Annotated in this window: 20 protein-coding genes; 11 read left to right on the forward strand and 9 right to left on the reverse strand. The window is 49.7% G+C overall.

The genetic code is table 11. The features are described from left to right. The 6 genes from ABYW01_RS03170 to ribA all read left to right on the forward strand — a co-directional run. The coding region (locus tag ABYW01_RS03170) for a phosphatidylglycerophosphatase A (protein ID WP_372831091.1) at positions 1-386 on the forward strand (386 nt) is incomplete at its 5' end. 72 nt (positions 387-458) lie between these two features. Further along, on the forward strand, positions 459-686 hold the full coding sequence (locus tag ABYW01_RS03175; RefSeq protein WP_372831092.1) for a hypothetical protein: 228 nt from the start codon (positions 459-461) through the stop codon (positions 684-686). Between the two features lie 111 nt (positions 687-797). Then, entirely contained in the window at positions 798-1,166 is a 369-nt protein-coding gene (locus tag ABYW01_RS03180; protein ID WP_372831093.1) for a PepSY domain-containing protein, read from the forward strand. Between the two features lie 6 nt (positions 1,167-1,172). Next, positions 1,173-1,838: a response regulator transcription factor gene (locus tag ABYW01_RS03185; protein WP_372831094.1), complete on the forward strand. Its 666-nt coding sequence runs from the start codon at positions 1,173-1,175 to the stop codon at positions 1,836-1,838. Positions 1,839-1,848: 10 nt separating this feature from the next. Next, positions 1,849-3,204, forward strand: coding sequence for a sensor histidine kinase (locus tag ABYW01_RS03190; RefSeq protein ID WP_372831095.1), 1,356 nt, complete (start codon positions 1,849-1,851; stop codon positions 3,202-3,204). A 189-nt stretch (positions 3,205-3,393) separates the two neighbouring features. Next, positions 3,394-4,005: a GTP cyclohydrolase II gene (ribA, locus tag ABYW01_RS03195; protein ID WP_372831096.1), complete on the forward strand. Its 612-nt coding sequence runs from the start codon at positions 3,394-3,396 to the stop codon at positions 4,003-4,005. Between the two features lie 74 nt (positions 4,006-4,079). On the opposite strand, the gene dxs is transcribed toward ribA, so the two are convergent. The 3 genes from dxs to ABYW01_RS03210 are packed head-to-tail and all read right to left on the reverse strand — an operon-like array spanning position 4,080 to position 6,985. After that, a complete protein-coding gene (gene dxs / locus ABYW01_RS03200) occupies positions 4,080-5,861 on the reverse strand; it encodes a 1-deoxy-D-xylulose-5-phosphate synthase (protein ID WP_372831097.1) in 1,782 nt (593 codons plus the stop codon). After that, the gene (locus tag ABYW01_RS03205) at positions 5,861-6,739 is read right to left on the reverse strand and encodes a polyprenyl synthetase family protein (RefSeq protein WP_372831098.1); all 879 of its coding nucleotides are present in this window, start codon (positions 6,737-6,739) and stop codon (positions 5,861-5,863) included. Before ABYW01_RS03205 ends, dxs begins: the two co-directional genes overlap by 1 nt. 3 nt (positions 6,740-6,742) lie before the next feature. After that, the gene (locus tag ABYW01_RS03210) at positions 6,743-6,985 is read right to left on the reverse strand and encodes an exodeoxyribonuclease VII small subunit (protein WP_193951442.1); all 243 of its coding nucleotides are present in this window, start codon (positions 6,983-6,985) and stop codon (positions 6,743-6,745) included. 177 nt (positions 6,986-7,162) lie between these two features. Between ABYW01_RS03210 and pomA the strand changes: the two genes are divergently transcribed. Together pomA and ABYW01_RS03220 are read left to right on the forward strand one after the other, a co-directional pair. Next, positions 7,163-7,918 (forward strand): flagellar motor protein PomA, encoded by a 756-nt coding sequence (gene pomA, locus ABYW01_RS03215; RefSeq protein WP_372831099.1) that lies wholly within the window; start codon positions 7,163-7,165, stop codon positions 7,916-7,918. A gap of 17 nt (positions 7,919-7,935) precedes the next feature. Further along, positions 7,936-8,868, forward strand: a complete 933-nt coding sequence (locus ABYW01_RS03220) for a flagellar motor protein MotB (protein WP_372831100.1) — start codon at positions 7,936-7,938, stop codon at positions 8,866-8,868. Between the two features lie 64 nt (positions 8,869-8,932). Here the strand turns inward: ABYW01_RS03220 and ABYW01_RS03225 are convergent, their stop codons facing one another. The 3 genes from ABYW01_RS03225 to ABYW01_RS03235 all read right to left on the reverse strand — a co-directional run bounded on the left by ABYW01_RS03225 (position 8,933) and on the right by ABYW01_RS03235 (position 10,601). Next, positions 8,933-9,235 (reverse strand): cytochrome c5 family protein, encoded by a 303-nt coding sequence (locus ABYW01_RS03225; RefSeq protein WP_372831101.1) that lies wholly within the window; start codon positions 9,233-9,235, stop codon positions 8,933-8,935. Positions 9,236-9,440: 205 nt separating this feature from the next. Next, positions 9,441-9,650 carry a hypothetical protein gene (locus tag ABYW01_RS03230; protein WP_372831102.1) on the reverse strand — a complete coding sequence of 70 codons (210 nt, stop codon included), beginning with the start codon at positions 9,648-9,650 and terminating at the stop codon, positions 9,441-9,443. Positions 9,651-9,728: 78 nt separating this feature from the next. After that, positions 9,729-10,601, reverse strand: a complete 873-nt coding sequence (locus ABYW01_RS03235; protein WP_372831103.1) for a polyphosphate kinase 2 family protein — start codon at positions 10,599-10,601, stop codon at positions 9,729-9,731. Positions 10,602-10,727: 126 nt separating this feature from the next. Between ABYW01_RS03235 and ABYW01_RS03240 the strand changes: the two genes are divergently transcribed. After that, a complete protein-coding gene (locus tag ABYW01_RS03240; RefSeq protein WP_372831104.1) occupies positions 10,728-11,678 on the forward strand; it encodes a L,D-transpeptidase family protein in 951 nt (316 codons plus the stop codon). A 40-nt stretch (positions 11,679-11,718) separates the two neighbouring features. Here ABYW01_RS03240 and ABYW01_RS03245 read toward each other — a convergent pair whose 3' ends face one another. Further along, complete coding sequence (locus tag ABYW01_RS03245) at positions 11,719-12,000, reverse strand: alanine-zipper protein (RefSeq protein ID WP_372831105.1); 282 nt, start codon at positions 11,998-12,000, stop codon at positions 11,719-11,721. Positions 12,001-12,275: 275 nt separating this feature from the next. On the opposite strand from ABYW01_RS03245, the gene ABYW01_RS03250 reads away from it, so the two are divergent. Together ABYW01_RS03250 and ABYW01_RS03255 are read left to right on the forward strand one after the other, a co-directional pair. Continuing rightward, positions 12,276-13,265 (forward strand): diguanylate cyclase, encoded by a 990-nt coding sequence (locus tag ABYW01_RS03250; RefSeq protein ID WP_372831106.1) that lies wholly within the window; start codon positions 12,276-12,278, stop codon positions 13,263-13,265. A gap of 158 nt (positions 13,266-13,423) precedes the next feature. After that, the gene (locus ABYW01_RS03255; RefSeq protein WP_372831107.1) at positions 13,424-13,813 is read left to right on the forward strand and encodes a DUF3461 family protein; all 390 of its coding nucleotides are present in this window, start codon (positions 13,424-13,426) and stop codon (positions 13,811-13,813) included. A 73-nt stretch (positions 13,814-13,886) separates the two neighbouring features. On the opposite strand, the gene ABYW01_RS03260 is transcribed toward ABYW01_RS03255, so the two are convergent. Next, a complete protein-coding gene (locus ABYW01_RS03260; protein WP_372831108.1) occupies positions 13,887-15,095 on the reverse strand; it encodes an IS256 family transposase in 1,209 nt (402 codons plus the stop codon). Between the two features lie 50 nt (positions 15,096-15,145). Then, the gene (locus tag ABYW01_RS03265) at positions 15,146-16,042 is read right to left on the reverse strand and encodes a GNAT family N-acetyltransferase (RefSeq protein WP_372831109.1); all 897 of its coding nucleotides are present in this window, start codon (positions 16,040-16,042) and stop codon (positions 15,146-15,148) included. Positions 16,043-16,382 lie beyond the last annotated feature (340 nt).

Consider the following 16,382-nt stretch of genomic DNA (forward strand, 5'->3'; position numbering starts at 1 on the left):
TCTGGTTTCAACAGCTTTCATTGCCGATGTACGCCCTGATGTTATTGATTACGACATTAGTGGGCATCTGGCTGTGTGACCGCACCTCATCCGATATTGGCGTGCATGATCATGGTGGTATTGTTTGGGATGAGTTTGTTGGGTTCTGGATTACGATGTTTGCAGCACCAACCGGACTGGTATGGATACTCGTCGGTTTTCTCTGGTTCCGTTTTTTCGATATTCTAAAGCCTTGGCCGATCCGTTGGGCAGATAAACAAGTGTCTGGTGGGTTAGGGATTATGTTGGACGATATCCTGGCCGGCATCTACGCTTGGATCGCCTTGCAATTGACATTCTTTCTTTCGGCTATAACGCTAGGTGGAATGGTTCTAAACAATACCTGACCTTTCAGCTTGGTTTCAGGTGGCCGCGCTAAATTGAACTCCGAGACTACTTAACAATCTTGGAGAGTTACCATGAAAACTTTCTCAAAATATATCGCCGCTGCTGCTATCGGTACTGCCTTGATGACTTCTCAGGCGTTTGCCGCAACAGGTTCCCTGTATGGACTGGACAGCTGGGATCATCCGGTTGAAGGTCATTTGTCAGCAGAAGATACCAATATTAAAGATGAAGCTCTGCGCAGTGGTTACGGCAGTCCTGTTCGTGATCTTTGGGGCGAAGATGTATATTCCAATCAGTAAGCGTTTCATTGATTGCTTACGGCCGCACCGGTAGGCTCTGTACTCAGAGTCTACCGGTGTATATATTGACTGAATGTGAAGGAACCACCTAACCTAATTGGGGGAGGTTTTATGCGAAGCCATGTAAAGCGCTTGATGTTTGCTACCCTGATTATGCTTGGTGGCACTTTTACGTTGTCTGCGCAGGGGGTAAGTAACCTTCCTGCAGGTTATGAAAGCCCGATGTCTGTTCTTGCTGATAAGGCAATGGAACGGTTAGATGCTGATGAATGTCGTGTGTTGGCGGAGTCAGGTGTCATACTGTCGATGATGGAGCTGATGGACAAGGTCAAAATGCTGACCGATGGCCACATGTTAGATACATCGTTGATCAAGCAAGGTGAAGAATACATCTATGAGATGGAAGTGGCGGGCAAAGACGGTGTGGTGCGCATGCTGTTGGTTGATGCTCGTACAGGAGACATGATTAAGGAGAAGTAACCCACTATGAGGGTGTTACTGGTAGAGGATGATCCCCATCTGGGACCTGACCTGCGGGCTGAGTTGCTTCGTAGTGGATACGCGGTTGATCTCGCTGACAACGGTGTTGATGGTGAGGCGATGGGGTATGAAGATATTTACGATCTGGTAGTACTGGATCTGGGCTTGCCGCAACGGTCGGGCCTGGAGGTACTGCGCAATTGGCGTAAACGTCGTAACAATGTACCGGTGCTCATTTTAACGGCGCGTTCTGCCTGGCAAGAGCGCGTAGACGGCTTCGAGGCCGGTGCTGACGATTATCTTGGTAAACCTTTCCACAATGAAGAACTCTTCGCGCGTATGACTGCTTTACTAAGGCGTGCTAATCATCAGATCAGCAGCACGCTGGAGGTCGAAGGCTTAGTTCTGAATGAAAAAACCCAATCCGTAGTGCTTGATGGTAACGAAGAGGTGTCCCTTACCGGCACGGAATACCGTCTGTTGCGTTACTTTATGCATAACCCCTCTCGCGTATTATCGAAGCTCCAGTTAGTTGAGCATCTGTATGATGATGGTGCTGAAAATGACAGTAATGTTATCGAGGCCTACATTAAGATGCTGCGTAAGAAGATCGGCAAGGAGCGTATCCAGACCAAACGGGGTCAGGGTTACGTCTTCATCGCTACACTTTGAGCGTCTGCCGATGCTGAAATCTATTCAGACCCGCCTGAACAGTGGTTTTATTCTGGTCTCCATGGTGGCTATTGTGGTGCTGTGGCTGGCGAACAGCTGGTATCTGCGTCAGACTGCCTATGAATTCGTCAGCGCACGCCTTTCCAGTGATGCCTACACGATTTTGCGTGCTGTTGAAATGGACGAAGCGGGCGGCTGGCGTGTCAACAGCGATATGATCGATCCTGTTTATCTGCAGCCTATGTCCGGTCATTATTTTCAAGTACGTGTGGAAGGCAAGTGGCTGTATTCCCGCTCTCTCTGGGATGAGATGATTCCCTCCAACGGTGGCGAAGATATTGGTCAGGAATACGTGCGTTTAGTGCATAAGGCTACACAACCCTGGTTGGTATTGGACCAAACCTTTATGAAGCAGGGGTTGAAGGTTCAGTTAGTGCTCGCCGAAGATGTACAGCGGATCGACAAATCTTTGCGTCAGCAGGGGTGGGCGGTCGCCGCGTCCGGACTGGTGTTTTTGATCATACTGCTCGTGGTGCAGGTGGTGATTATTCGTCGTGGCCTGCGCTCTCTGGTCAGTGTCCGGGGGGATATCTCTCGCCTTAAGCAGGGGGAGGTGCGTCAATTATCACCGGTAAATACGACTGAAGTTGACCCTCTTGTCACGGAAATCAATTACTTAGTTCAGGCAATGGAGCTGCGTTTGCAGCGTTCGCGCAATGCAGTGGGAAATCTGGCTCACGCCGCAAAAACGCCACTGACGGTCTTGGATAGACAGATAGAAGCCTTAAAAGAACGTGACCCGGACCATGCAGCGGACATGCAGGAGCAGTCAGTGCGGCTGCGAGATTTGATGCATCGCGAGCTAACCCGTGCGCGTATAGCGGGTGCTGCACTGCCCGGTCAGCGGATCTATATGTTGCCAGAGATGGATAAGCTTCTGCGTACGCTGAAAGCAATCTACCGGGATAAAGCGCTCAATATCGAGCAGCATGTCAGTGACAAAATTTATTTCCCCGGCGAACGTGATGACCTGATGGAGCTGTTAGGTAACCTGATGGATAACGCCAGTAAATGGGCGCATTCAGCGGTTTCAATCTCGGCTGAGACAGATGACGATTGCCTCACCATGATCATCGAAGATGATGGCCCGGGTATTGCGGAAGATCAGATAGAGCGCTTGCTGACGCGGGGCGAGCGGTTAGATGAGTCGACCGACGGACATGGACTGGGGATGAGTATCGTGACCGATATTGTCCGGCAGTACGCGGGTAAATTGTCTTTGGGACGTTCCGAGCGTCTGAATGGGCTAAGGGTGATGATTATGTTGCCCCTTCACACCAAGGCAGAGCTTCAGGCGTCCGAATAACCCATATTTTTCCAGAGTTGGATAACAAAAAAGCCCGCTTCCTTACCGATAGCGGGCTTTTTTTTTAGAAATACGGGTTTTCCATAGGCGACAAAGGTTGTAATTCATTAATTTGCCTCCATTAATGCAGGATGCGCCCGGAAGGACAAGACTGTAGAATATCGGGCTTCGATTCATGAGGTAAGTTGAGTGACTGTTGAGTTTGTGGCCTCCTGCAAGCTGCCGACCCCCTGGGGTGTTTTTCAGATGGTGGGGTTTGAGGACCGGGAAACGGGTAAAGAGCATGTTGCGCTGGTGTACGGAGAGCCGAGTGGGGATGCCCCAATACTGGCCCGTGTGCATTCGGAATGCCTGACCGGTGATTCACTGTTCAGCTTGCGTTGTGACTGTGGTTTTCAGTTGCAGGAAGCGTTGAAACGTATTTCTGAAGCGGGCGAGGGCGTTTTGCTCTATCTGCGACAGGAAGGGCGCGGCATTGGTCTGTTAAATAAGGTCAAGGCGTATCATCTGCAGGATGGTGGCGCAGATACGGTAGAGGCCAATGAGCAATTGGGTTTCGAAGCCGATATGCGTGATTACACAATGTGCCAGCCGATGTTGAATCATATCGGTATCAAGCAGGTTCGCCTGATGACCAACAATCCACGCAAAGTTAAAGCGCTGGAAAAATACGGTGTTGCCGTTGCAGAACGGGTGCCGTTGCAGGTGGGTAAAAACCGTCACAATGAAGACTATCTTGCGACGAAGATGGGTAAACTAGGTCATATGATGACCGAGCATCATTTTAAAGATGATGAGTAATATACTCGACCGATAAAAAAAGCCGCTTATTCAGCGGCTTTTTTGTGGGCGATGTTTTGTGGGTGATGGTTACGCTATGGCTCAAGTCGTGACTGGATAGCGTTAACAATACCCGCCGTATCTAATCCGCATTCTGCCAGCTGCTCGCCGCGGGTGGCATGTTCGACCCAATAATCGGGGATACCGAGCGGTAGCAGCGGGGTTTGGATATTGGCTTGATGCAGGTATTCGCCCACTGCAGATCCGGCGCCACCCTGTAAGGCATGATCTTCAAGCGTGACCAGCAGATCGTGTTCATCGCACAGCGTTTCTATGACTGCGGTGTCCAGCGGTTTTACAAAGCGCATATCGACCAGCGTCAGATCCAGTGCCTCAGCTGCTTGCTGCGCTGCCGGGAGCAGCGTACCAAAGTTAAGTAGAGCTGCTTTATTGCCCGTACGCAGTGTTTGGCTGCGTCCCAAGGTAAGTTTCCGCGGGCGGCGTTGAATATCTATACCACTGCCTCCGCCACGAGGGTAACGCACGGCGGCCGGACCTGGATAGAGATAGCCGGTGGTGAGCATGTCGTAAAGCTCCTGCTCGTCTGACGGAGTCATGATGATCATCCCCGGCAAGCAGCGTAAGATGCTGATATCGAAGATGCCGGCATGGGTCGCGCCGTCTTCACCGACTAAGCCGGCCCGGTCAATTGCCAGCAATACGTCCAGATCCTGGATAGCGATATCGTGTACCAGCTGGTCATACGCACGTTGTAAGAATGTGGAATAGATCGCAACAACGGGTTTCATATTCCGACACGCCATACCGGCAGCGAGTGTCAGGGCGTGTTGCTCAGCGATGGCGACATCAAAGTAACGTTCAGGATATTGCTGTGAGAAGGCGACGAGATCGGACCCTTCACGCATGGCAGGGGTAATGCCGATCAGCTGGGACTCATCAGCGGCAGTATCACAGAGCCACTGGCCGAAAATATTACAGTATTTCAAGCGCTTAACCGCAGGCTTTACCTGACCTTGTGGTTCGATCTTGGTCAGCGCATGGTATCCGACCGGATCGGCTTCAGCGGGGGCAAATCCTTTCCCCTTGCGGGTGACGACATGCAGAAACTGGGGGCCTGGGCGATCCAGTGCTGCGGTCAATTCAGGTAGCAGGGAGTGGAAGTTGTGACCATCTACCGGGCCGCTGTAGTGAAAGTCTAATGCTTCAAACAATGCTGAAGTGGTTTCACCTTCCGCGCGGTTTTTTAAATTCTTCGCCAGATATGTTGCCAATCCACCGACATTATGGGAGATCGACATCTCATTATCGTTAAGAATGACCAGCATGTTGGCATGCGTATGCGCGGCATGATTGAGCGCTTCAAACGCCATGCCGGCAGTCATTGCGCCGTCACCGATGACGGCAACGGTTTTGTGTTCCAATCCTTGCAGGCGGTCCGCAATCGCCATACCTAAGGCGGCACTGATGGAGGTGCTGGAGTGCCCGGTACCAAAATCGTCGAACTCACTTTCAGAGCGTTTTGGAAAGGGAGATAAGCCGCCTTGCTGACGTATGCTGAGCATGCGTTGCCGACGTTCGGTCAGAATCTTGTGTGGATAACTTTGATGGCCTACATCCCAGATCAGGTGATCTTCAGGTGTTTTAAGTAGGTAGTGCAAAGCGATGGTTAGCTCTACAACACCTAAGCCAGCGCCAAAATGTCCGCCAGTTTTTCCTACGCTGAATAACAGAAAGGCACGCAGTTCTTCCGCTAACTGTTCGAGGCTGTCTGCAGACAGATTATGCAGATCAGATGGGCTGTCGATGCGGTCCAGCAGCGGTGTCGCTGGACGCTGTTCGGGGATAGTCTGAAACATTAATGGTCGCGATAGACAATGAAGTCAGCCAGCTCGACCAAAGGCTGAGCAGCATCACCAAAAGGCTGCAGCGCGGATATTGCTTCGCTGTGCAGTTGGCTTAGTTTGTCTTTAGCTCCGGACATGCCAAGCAGTGCCGGATAGGTCGGTTTATTTTGTTCCACATCTGAACCCTGAGGCTTACCAATAGTTTCAGTATCGCCTTCGATATCCAGAATGTCATCTTTCACCTGAAACGCCAGGCCGATGGCATCGCCATAACGACGCAGTTGCGTAAAGGTTTCGACATCTGTGCAACCGCTGGAGAGCGCACCGAGATCCACGGCGGCATTCAGCAGAGCACCCGTTTTGTGCTTATGCATCGCTTCAAGCTGTTCGAGTGTCAGCGCTTTGCCGACATGACTAAGATCAAACGCCTGTCCCACGACCATGCCGCTGTCACCCGACGCCTTAGCCAGTACTTTGACCATCGCCAGGTTGCGGCCCGGTTGGGTCGTGTCCAGAGTCAGCAACTCAAAACCAGCACATTGCAGGGCGTCACCCGCGAGAATAGCCGTCGCTTCATCAAATGCGATATGACAGGTTGGTTTGCCGCGGCGCAGGTCGTCGTCGTCCATGGCAGGAAGATCATCATGCACCAGCGAGTAGCTGTGGACACATTCGATCGCTCCCGCAGCTGCGTCGGCGTCTTCCAATTTACCGTCCAGCATCTGATTAACCATATACACCAATATTGGACGCACGCGCTTACCGCCGTTAAACAGGGCGTAACGCATCGCTTCCTGTAAGCGTGGTTCTATGCTGTCACTGAGTAAGGTGCCGTCCAGATAAGCATCAACGCGTTGCTGATACTTATGGAGGGTGTCTTTTATGGTCAAGATTCAGTCGTCCTCGCCGCTATTAAAAGGCTGACTGTGAAGTTCGCCATTTTTCTCTATCAATACCTGAACTTTCTGTTCAGCCTGATCAAGAATAGTCTGGCATTCGCGAGTCAGTTTAACCCCTTGCTCAAAAGCACCGAGCGCATCTTCCAGAGAGAGGTCACCCTGCTCGATCTGGTTGACCAGGGTTTCAAGCTCGTTCAACGACGTCTCGAAATCAGTGGTTTTTTTGCTGCGTGGCATGGGGATTACCTGCTAATTAAAGGCGTACACGTTACCGAAGCCGCAGGTATTTATCAATTGGCTTAGATTAATCAAAATCATACGGTTGTTTGGGGGGTGATTGCATGAAATTTTTTGCTATGATGGATTGCTTGTAACACCTTGAGAATGCTGTGGTTGTGATCTGGAGACTATAGAGTGGATATAGCAACGCTCGTCGGTTTATTGGGCTCATTTGGCCTGGTTGTCGCCGCGATGGTAATGGGTGGAGATGTTGGCGTATTCGTTAACATTCCATCGTTGTTGATCGTAATTGTCGGCACCCTCTTTGTGGTGATGATGAAATACACGTTGGGAACCTTTCTCGGTGTGGGCAAAGTCATTGGCAAAGCTTTTATGTTCAAGTCTATCAGTCCCGATACGATTATCGCTGAGACTGTTGAGTTGGCGGATGCTGCACGTAAAGGTGGTTTGCTATCACTGGAAGACAAAACAGTGAGCAGTGACTTTATGCAGCGCGGTATTCAGTTACTGGTCGATGGTCACGATCCAGAAGTTGTGAAAACGCTCCTGAACAAAGAAGCGAAATTAGGTGCAGACCGACACGACAACAGTATTACGATGCTTGGTGCCATGGGTGATGTTGGCCCGGCAATGGGGATGATCGGTACCTTGGTGGGTCTGGTACAGATGCTGTCGAACATGTCGGATCCAAAATCGATTGGCCCGGCCATGGCGGTTGCACTGCTGACAACGCTCTATGGTGCGATGTTGGCAACCATGTTTGCGTTACCTGTGGCTGATAAGCTGGGACAGCGCAAAGATGAAGAGGCGTTGAACCAGTCCTTGATTACCGACGGTCTGTTGGCGATTCAGGCGGGTCAGAACCCGCGTGTCATTGAACAGATGCTGAAAAACTACCTGCCGGAAGGCAAGCGTGCGACAGACGGCTAATACCGGGTGGATATGTCATGAGTGACGAAGAACACGAATGCCCCCCCTGTCCCGCGGGGTTACCAGGCTGGTTAGCAACCTTTGCCGATCTGATGTCGCTGCTGATGTGCTTCTTCGTACTGCTGCTCTCGTTTTCCGAGATGGACGTACTGAAGTTTAAGCAGTTAGCCGGTTCCATGCGCGAAGCCTTTGGCGTGCAGAACCAGATCAAAGTTGAGGATGTGCCGAAAGGTACGTCCATTATTGCGCAGGAATTTAGTCCGGGTCGTCCTGAACCTACCCCCCTGAACGAAGTTCGCCAGATGACGGTGAACAACGATATGAATACGCTGGATATTCGTTCAGAGGAAGGTGAAAACGAGATTCAGGATCAAGAGGCGAGTGAAGCCTTTGAGGAGTTGCAGAAGGAACAGGAGCGAGAGGCGGAAGAGGAAGCCGTTGAGTTTGCTGCTGCATTAGCCAAAGAGATCGGACAGGGCAGTATTGAAGTTGAATCGGAAGGCCGCAAAATCATTATCCGGTTGAAGGAGCAGGGCTCTTTTGATTCTGGTCGCGCAGAGCTGAAATTCGCAGCGATTCCTGTACTGGCTAAAATTCGCGATATGTTGCTGACGGTGCAAGGCAAAGTTGCCATCGAAGGACATACGGACAATATCCCATATAAAGGTCGACGTTTTGAGTCTAACTGGGATCTTTCAACCGCCCGTGCGTTGGCCGTTGCGCATGAACTTTTCGGCGACCCGCGTATTAAGCAGGACCGCTTCCGTATCTTAGGATATGCAGCGACAAAACCTCTGACGCCCAATGAAACCCGCGCCCAGCGTGGACGTAACCGTCGCGTCGAGATTGTGGTACAGAAAGGGGATGATCAGGAGTTGCTGAAGCGTTTGCAAGCATCCGATCCGGAAGATATCAGACGCGAGAATCAGCCTCCTAAAGAAGTGTTCTGATAATTTATCGTTCAAATAAAAAACCCGGCAGATGCCGGGTTTTTTATTTCTACAGGGTCAGCTCTTATTTAGAGTTATCAACCATGTATTCAATAGCGCCTTTCAGCTCTGCATCGTTGCAATCCATGCACAGGCCTTTAGGTGGCATTGCGCCTTTACCTGACTTAGCAGTCGCCATCAGTGCGTCGATGCCCAGGGCAGCGCGAGGGCCCCATGCCGCTGCATCACCAAGCTTAGGTGCGTTAGCGGCACCGCTTGCGTGACATACTGCACATTTGGTGTTGTAAACTTCCTGACCAGCGCGCTCTGCCATTGCGTTGGTAGACATCAGGACAGCTGCTGCTGCAAAAACAATCGCCTTTTTCATAGTGTTAGTACCTCAGTGCTCACTAGGTGGATATTTTAGTTATCTATTAACCCGGAATCTTGAAGGGCGCAGTTTAGTCATAACCCCTTAGTACTGTAAATACACAATTGGAGGTTAACTGATACTGAACAAGGGTCTGAGATGAAAAAATGTATAGTGCGGAAGTATGACGAAAGTGTGCGGAAAAGCAGGGCAACGAGACGACTTAACGTCCGCTACCCAAGTGCATAGCGTACTCTGCTTGCTGGCGCTGAATGTTCATGTTTTGTCGATGGGAGCGATGTTCCTGCTGGTATTCTGCTACTACCTGATCGATCAGGTTTTTGGGTGCCGTCAGCATATGCTTAACGTCATTGATTGAGTAACCGCGACTCAGCAGCTGTTTCAGTTGAGCGCTTAGATGCATCTTATCCATTATTCTGTCCTCTTTATATTTCACCCGGCTATAGTGGCGGGTGAATATGTCAGAGATATTGCAGAGACCATATTTCTTCTATTGTCCCGTGGTGTTTCGGGTATCCGGTAACGCTGGACGCCGGCTACGTCTTTGGTTTGATTCCCAGTTTTTTTCAGCTTCGCGAATAATCACCGGGTCGAGTGGCGGCGGAGTCATATCAACCCCGTCCGACAACGCATCTGCAATGGTCTTAAGGACTTTAAGGCGGGCATACCATTTGTGGTTAGCTGCGATGAGATGCCACGGTGCTGACCTCGTTGAGGTATAAGACAGCATGTCGTTGATTGCCGTTGAGTATTGAGGCCACTTCTCCCGATTGCGAATATCTTCTGAAGTGAGTTTCCAGCGTTTATAGGGGTTGTTAAGTCGTTCCTGAAAACGGTGCAGTTGTTCGTTTTGATCGATGTGCAGGAATAGCTTTACGATGCGCACCTCATCGTCCATCAGCATACGTTCGAATTCATTGATCTCTTGATAGGCGCGTTGCCAATCAGATTCAGGACACAACGCTTCGACACGTTCGACCAATACACGTCCGTACCAGGAGCGGTCGAAAATGGCCCAGCTTTGCGGTTTTGGAAGCCGTGCCTGAAAACGATAAAGATAGTGTCTGCCTTGTTCATTGGGGCTAGGGGCTCCGATGGGATGAACATGGAATCCTCTGGGATCAAGGCGTTCGGTCAAACGGCGGATAGCGCCGCCTTTGCCACTGGCATCCCAACCTTCAAACACGATAATGGCCCGCTTATGTTGGTGATGATATGCCTGTTGGATGGTCAGAATTCGCTTCTGTAAGCGTTTGAGCTTGGTCTCGTAAGTATCCTTGTCGTCGATAAAGCTACTGTCCAAAGCGACGTCTTGTAAGCTGGGAGGTGTTTTCTGGAGGGAGATCTTGCTGGGCATATGCATCGGTTAACATCCTGTACGGCAATACCCCTCAGGTTAGCGGTATATTGTCTGGTGGACAATCTTGATAACGCACGGCGCCTATACTGCACGTAGACCCGAATATCGTATCGATGCCAGAGAGTGCCTATGAACAGTGTTTTTCTATCAGTACATATGTCGATGGTATGGGCATGGGGACTACTGATTGTCCTAAGTGGGTTGTCGCCGGTTGCTCAGGCCGACACTTGGCCGTTGATGGAAAAGCAGGATGTTATAGGGGAGATTCGCTGGTATCGGGTATCTGAAGCCGACACCTTGGTGAGTATTGCGCGGCGCTTTGGGATTGGTTATGAGGCGATGTTGAGAGCCAATCCAACGTTTGATATCTGGTTGCCAGAGTCAGAACGTTATCTGCGCCTTCCCACGCAATTTGTTCTTCCCGCTGGACCTAAGCAAGGGCTCGTGCTGAATCTCGCTGAGATGCGACTCTATCACTTTCCGAACGGAGACCCTCATAAGGTATACAGCTTTCCGGTTGGGATTGGTCGAGAAGGCTGGGAGACCCCCATTACTATCACTCAGGTTGTTAAAAAAGTAGTCGCACCTGCGTGGTATCCGCCGAAATCAATTCAGGAGGAGGCCTTAGCAAAAGGTCATCTATTACCCGATGTGGTGCCTGCAGGGCCGGATAACCCGTTGGGGAGTCACGCTTTGCGACTTGGACTGTCGAGTTATCTGTTGCATGGGACCAATCGTCCGGCAGGTGTAGGAATGCGTGTCAGTCACGGTTGTATCCGGCTTTATCCAGAAGATATTGTCGCGTTGTTTGATCGGGTCAACGTTGGCGTTGAGCTTCGCATCGTTGATCAGCCTTACAAGATGGGGTGGCGTGATCACGAGCTGTTTCTTGAGGTGCATCCCGCAGCATACCGTAAGGAAACCTGGGATCAGAGCAAGCAAGCGCTACCCGGACCCTTACAGGTGTTGATGAGACATGTCACAAAGGAATCAGAAGCGGTTCTGGACTGGAATCAGATCTACGACGCGTTGGCAGAAGCGGATGGTGTACCCGTTGCCATTGGTATTCGTCGGGAGTGATAACCCTGAACGCGTCACAGGGTTACCACGACCTGAACTGTTACTTTTGCATGGACTCTTCAAAGGCGCGATTGATTCGACGGGTATTTGCCTGACAGCAAGCCTGCGCATCTCGTGCCGCTTCCATTGCCGCAGCAGCATTTCGGTTGGCAGCATCGGCTTTACCAGATGCTTGTTTTGCCATCGCCTCAGCGGCAGCGGCGCGATCCATCGCTTGTTTAGCCATATCTTGCATGGCGGCCATATCTGCTGAGTTGGTACTGGCACAGCCGGTCACCAGCGCAGCGACAACTAAAGGTATTAATGCCAATTGGGATTTCATGAGAACTCCCTCAATAGTTGTTATTGGGTTTTTAGTCATGAAAAGTATAGGCGATAGAACCGAAAGAATGCTGTTTGGAATGCTTCATTGGGAAGAATAGTGTCTGGTCGAGGATATAATTGAACTGAATAGAGATCATATATGGAGTGCGTTATAGTGACGAACGTGAATAAATGATCAACAAATGAACAGGGAGTTCTTGTGTCAGTTGCTGGATCAAAGTTGTATTAGTCGTGTTGTATCGAGTGTAGATCACAAGAGTGCAGAGGATCGAAATGGATAGCAATACAGATATATCAGCTGAGAATATCGTAAGGCTGGAAGCTGAGTTGCAGCAAGCTAAGGCAGAGATTAAAGCACTACGTGATTCGCAGCGAGACTGGTGGGCGCTGTTGGAGAATACCACCGACTTTATCTATATCAAAGATGAGAAACATCGGTTTACCTGTACTAGTCGTGTATTTGCCAGCCTGACTGGGTATGAAAACTGGCATAGTTTGGTAGGCAAGACAGATTTTGATGTTTTTCCTCACGAGCATGCCAGCCGGTACTTTCAGTATGAGATGCTAGTGATTGCTGAGGGAAAATCTTTACTCAATCACGAAGAACCGTACTACAGCATTGAGGGTGAATTGCGCTGGGTAAGTTCCAGTAAGCAGCCAGTTTTAGACGATAGCGGCAATATCGTAGGGCTTGTAGGTATCAGTAAAGACATTACCGATGTGAAACGGTACAAAGCCAAAATTGAAGGTATGGCTAAATATGATCAGCTAACCGGAGCGTATAACAGGTATACGTTTCAAGATCTTGGTGCTCAAATGCTTGCTGCTGCGAAGCGGCAGAATCAGTCGGTGGCACTGCTCTTCATTGATCTCGATAACTTTAAACAAGTGAATGATTGTTATGGACATGATTCTGGCGATCGTCTACTAGTCGATTTTACGAATGTGTTACGTAGCTGTACCCGGGAGGCGGATATTATTGCCCGTTTAGGGGGAGATGAGTTTGTTGCGTTAACCTACACAGGCCAACACTCCTGTGATGGAAATCGATTGGCTGAACGCATCATACATGCTTTTCATCAGATACCTTTCGTCAGACAGGCCGAGCTGAACATCAGCTGCAGCGTTGGTATTGCCAGCTTTCCCGATGATGCATCGAGCCTGACAGAGTTGCTCTCATGTGCAGATAATGCGATGTATGATGCAAAGAGACGGGGGAAAGGTCGGTGTGCCAATTTTCTCGTTGGTTCGTTTCAGGGCTAACCTAAAGCATGTTTTGGTAGTCTGCGTGGGTGTCTAGTATTTCATATGTTAATTTTTTGAATTTAGCGGCTTCGAGGAGCATCATAGAGGGATGAAGGGGGCTATACTCCCAAATGACTAATTTTATTTAATTCCTGACGTTCGGAGATAAAGCGGACATGGCAACTCAGCAGTATGAAACCCTTAAGGATATGGGGATTGATGACGTACATGACATCGAAAAATACACATCACGTATTGAAGGTGACATGGATATCCTCAAGATCTACTTGCATCGTCATCAGGGTGAGTGGTTCGCCAAAAGCAAGAAGTTCAAGTTCAAGCGTGTGCACAAGAATGTGCCGGTGAAAGAAGGACTGGTGCCTTACCGTGCGACCACTGAACCTTCTCCTTATTACCTGCGTGCCGTTGCAGAACTGGATTCGCTGGTGACTGAAGAGAAGACCACGCAGAACAAGAAAGAAGTGTTGCTGGAAGAGCTGGAGCATCTTGAAAAAGTCGTAGCGCGTAAAATCGAAGATATCCGTCGTCAGATCGACGAAATGTGATTCTATCTATTGCTAGGACGCGACGGGTTACGCTTGTTGCGACCCTGTAAATAATTCTGTGTAACTGCCAGGGTTAAATGTAATCCGCCAAGCGGTCTTCAAATTCGATCATAAATCGGTTCAGGGCTGCCTTCCAGTTTCTGATGGGCATGGTCCATTTTTTAGAGGCATCCTGGATCGCCAGATAGACGACCTTTCTCGCCGCATCGTCCGTCGGGAACAGCTTCCGTTTCTTGATCGCCTTGCGGATCACACTGTTCAAAGACTCAATCGCGTTGGTCGTGTAGATCGCTTTGCGAATGTCCTGAGGGTAGTTAAACAGGGTGTTCAGGTTGTCCCAATGGGTGCGCCATGAACGGCTGATCTGGGGATATTTATCGTCCCAGCGCTCGGCAAACTGCTCCAGTGCCTGTAGGGCTTCTTCTTCCGTCACTGATTGGTAAATCCGCTTAAGATCAGCGGTAACAGCCTTGTAGTCCTTCCACGGGACATACTTCACCGAGTTGCGCACCATATGGACGATACAGAGCTGGATCTGCGTTTCAGGGAAGGCGGCATTGATTGCATCTGGAAAGCCTTTCAGGCCATCAACACAAGCGATCAGGATGTCTTTGACGCCACGGTTCTGAAGCTCTGTGAGCACGTTGAGCCAGAACTTAGCGCCTTCATTTTCAGATAGCCACAGACCCAGCAGTTCTTTGTGGCCTTCCAGGTTAACACCTAGAGCTAGGTAAACCGCTTTGTTGATGACCTGTTTATCCTGGCGGATTTTAACAACGATACAGTCCAGATAAACAATGGGGTAAACCTCATCCAAAGGACGTGATTGCCATTCAATGACTTGTTCCAATACGGCGTTTGTTACTTTAGAAATGAGACTGGCGGAAACGTCAGCACCGTACATCTCTTTGAAGGTGGCGACGATCTCACGGGTGGTCATGCCCTTGGCATAAAGACTCAGGATCTTGTCGTCCATGGAGGTGAAGCGTGTTTGCTGCTTCTTGACTAACTTCGGCTCAAAGCTACCATCCCGATCCCGTGGTGCATCAATCTCAAACTGACCATCTTCGGTACGTAATGTCTTACTGGAATAGCCGTTACGGCTGTTATCAGAAGGGCTTTGGCCATGTTTATCGTAACCGAGGTGCTCATCAAGTTCGGCATTGAGCGCCGTTTCGACGGTGATTTTGGTGAGCATCTGCCGAAAATCATTCAGATCGCTTTCGGTTTTGATCGATTTAGCGGCTTCGCGTGCGAAGGCTTCAAGTTGTTGCTTGTCCATACTGCCTATCCTTAGCCATTGCTGGCTCAATAATAGGCAGTTACACAGTTTTATCTACAGTCTCCATCGGTCCCTATGAAATCGTCTTGATTCAATCTCATCGTTGTAACAGGCATACCGTAGAAGTTCTCCGAGGAGCCCTTAACCTTAGCTCCCAGCGGCTCCAAAATTCTAACAGCGGTATCCCTTGCATCGATCAATACTGCACCTGACTGGATTTTGAACAATTCATCAAGCGAATACAGCGCCAGTCGTTTGCCCACTCCTAGCCCTCGAAAGCGATCATCAACGGCAAAGCGCCCCCAATGCCAATGACTACCCATCTTCCACGCAGCGACGACCCCTATGATGTACTCTCCACTACGGGCACACCACCAGTGGGTATTACTGGTGTCGTTAAGGGGGATTAAATTAGCGGGTATCCCTTGTTCTTGGTTAAATATGTTGCGTAGAAGTTGATCCGCTTCAGCTCTGTAGCAGTTGCGAAGGCTCTCGAACCTTATCTGTTCAGGTGCCTCCCGATAACGCTTACGAAAAGCGGAGAGGCGTAGCAAACGCAGACCCGATAGCACTGTTTGGCACTCGCCTTCAGCCAAGGGGGCAAGCAATTCAGTAAACGTCTTGTTGGCTGCGTTGTTAGCATATTGCAGCTGCTCGATGCCCTTTATCTGAATTGAAAACCAACGTTGCTTTCGGTTTTCAACCCCTTCGCGTGACGCAATCCATTTCTTCTCAACCAATCCTTTCAGAGTACGGCTTAACGCGGCTTTATCAACGTTCAGCTGTTGGCACAGCTCGGTAAAAACTGTTTCTCCATTGCGTTCTAAATAAGTAAGCAGGTGAGCTTGTGTCAGTGACAGTCCGGAATTTAAACAATTCTTATCCAGCAGTCCGATCTCACGTACTAGGTAGCGCAGTTCACTGCGAATATTGTCTGTATGATTCATAGGAAAAACCAAAGTAGAAACAGGGGTATTGATGTTGATAGTGTCAACATTAAGCCTTAGGCTCTTATAGAAGTCTAGAGAAAGTGCTGTTGAGGGAAGGGGAGCATGTGACCGGCGGCTTTTGTTGGGTGTTTCTATCCCCGCACCTGTCAACGAGCGTAATGCCTGAAGGACTGAGAACAGTGCCTGGCCTTCCTCTGACTTAAAATTAAGGTTAGAGCTTAGGCTCAACCGCAATCGTTATGGCGGGTTGGTCAATCTAACTGATATCGCTAGGTAACATCGGAGTATAGGACTATTTTGATGAGCTCATTTTGCGAAAAGAGTTATCTGAACAGAA

The sequence above is a fragment of the Pontibacterium sp. genome, assembly GCF_041587635.1.
GTDB lineage: Bacteria > Pseudomonadota > Gammaproteobacteria > Pseudomonadales > Balneatricaceae > Pontibacterium.

Bases quoted from the DNA above. Each gene is read 5' to 3' on its own strand.
- ABYW01_RS03245 (WP_372831105.1), bottom strand. From the start codon at position 12,000: ATGAAATCCCAATTGGCATTAATACCTTTAGTTGTCGCTGCGCTGGTG.
- ABYW01_RS03175 (WP_372831092.1), top strand. From the start codon at position 459: ATGAAAACTTTCTCAAAATATATCGCCGCTGCTGCTATCGGTACTGCC.
- ABYW01_RS03185 (WP_372831094.1), top strand. From the start codon at position 1,173: ATGAGGGTGTTACTGGTAGAGGATGATCCCCATCTGGGACCTGACCTG.
- ABYW01_RS03210 (WP_193951442.1), bottom strand. From the start codon at position 6,985: ATGCCACGCAGCAAAAAAACCACTGATTTCGAGACGTCGTTGAACGAG.
- ABYW01_RS03265 (WP_372831109.1), bottom strand. From the start codon at position 16,042: ATGAATCATACAGACAATATTCGCAGTGAACTGCGCTACCTAGTACGT.
- ABYW01_RS03235 (WP_372831103.1), bottom strand. From the start codon at position 10,601: ATGCATATGCCCAGCAAGATCTCCCTCCAGAAAACACCTCCCAGCTTA.
- ABYW01_RS03240 (WP_372831104.1), top strand. From the start codon at position 10,728: ATGAACAGTGTTTTTCTATCAGTACATATGTCGATGGTATGGGCATGG.
- ABYW01_RS03255 (WP_372831107.1), top strand. From the start codon at position 13,424: ATGGCAACTCAGCAGTATGAAACCCTTAAGGATATGGGGATTGATGAC.
- ABYW01_RS03250 (WP_372831106.1), top strand. From the start codon at position 12,276: ATGGATAGCAATACAGATATATCAGCTGAGAATATCGTAAGGCTGGAA.
- ABYW01_RS03190 (WP_372831095.1), top strand. From the start codon at position 1,849: ATGCTGAAATCTATTCAGACCCGCCTGAACAGTGGTTTTATTCTGGTC.
- ABYW01_RS03225 (WP_372831101.1), bottom strand. From the start codon at position 9,235: ATGAAAAAGGCGATTGTTTTTGCAGCAGCAGCTGTCCTGATGTCTACC.
- ABYW01_RS03220 (WP_372831100.1), top strand. From the start codon at position 7,936: ATGAGTGACGAAGAACACGAATGCCCCCCCTGTCCCGCGGGGTTACCA.
- ABYW01_RS03230 (WP_372831102.1), bottom strand. From the start codon at position 9,650: ATGGATAAGATGCATCTAAGCGCTCAACTGAAACAGCTGCTGAGTCGC.
- ABYW01_RS03180 (WP_372831093.1), top strand. From the start codon at position 798: ATGCGAAGCCATGTAAAGCGCTTGATGTTTGCTACCCTGATTATGCTT.
- dxs (WP_372831097.1), bottom strand. From the start codon at position 5,861: ATGTTTCAGACTATCCCCGAACAGCGTCCAGCGACACCGCTGCTGGAC.
- ABYW01_RS03260 (WP_372831108.1), bottom strand. From the start codon at position 15,095: ATGGACAAGCAACAACTTGAAGCCTTCGCACGCGAAGCCGCTAAATCG.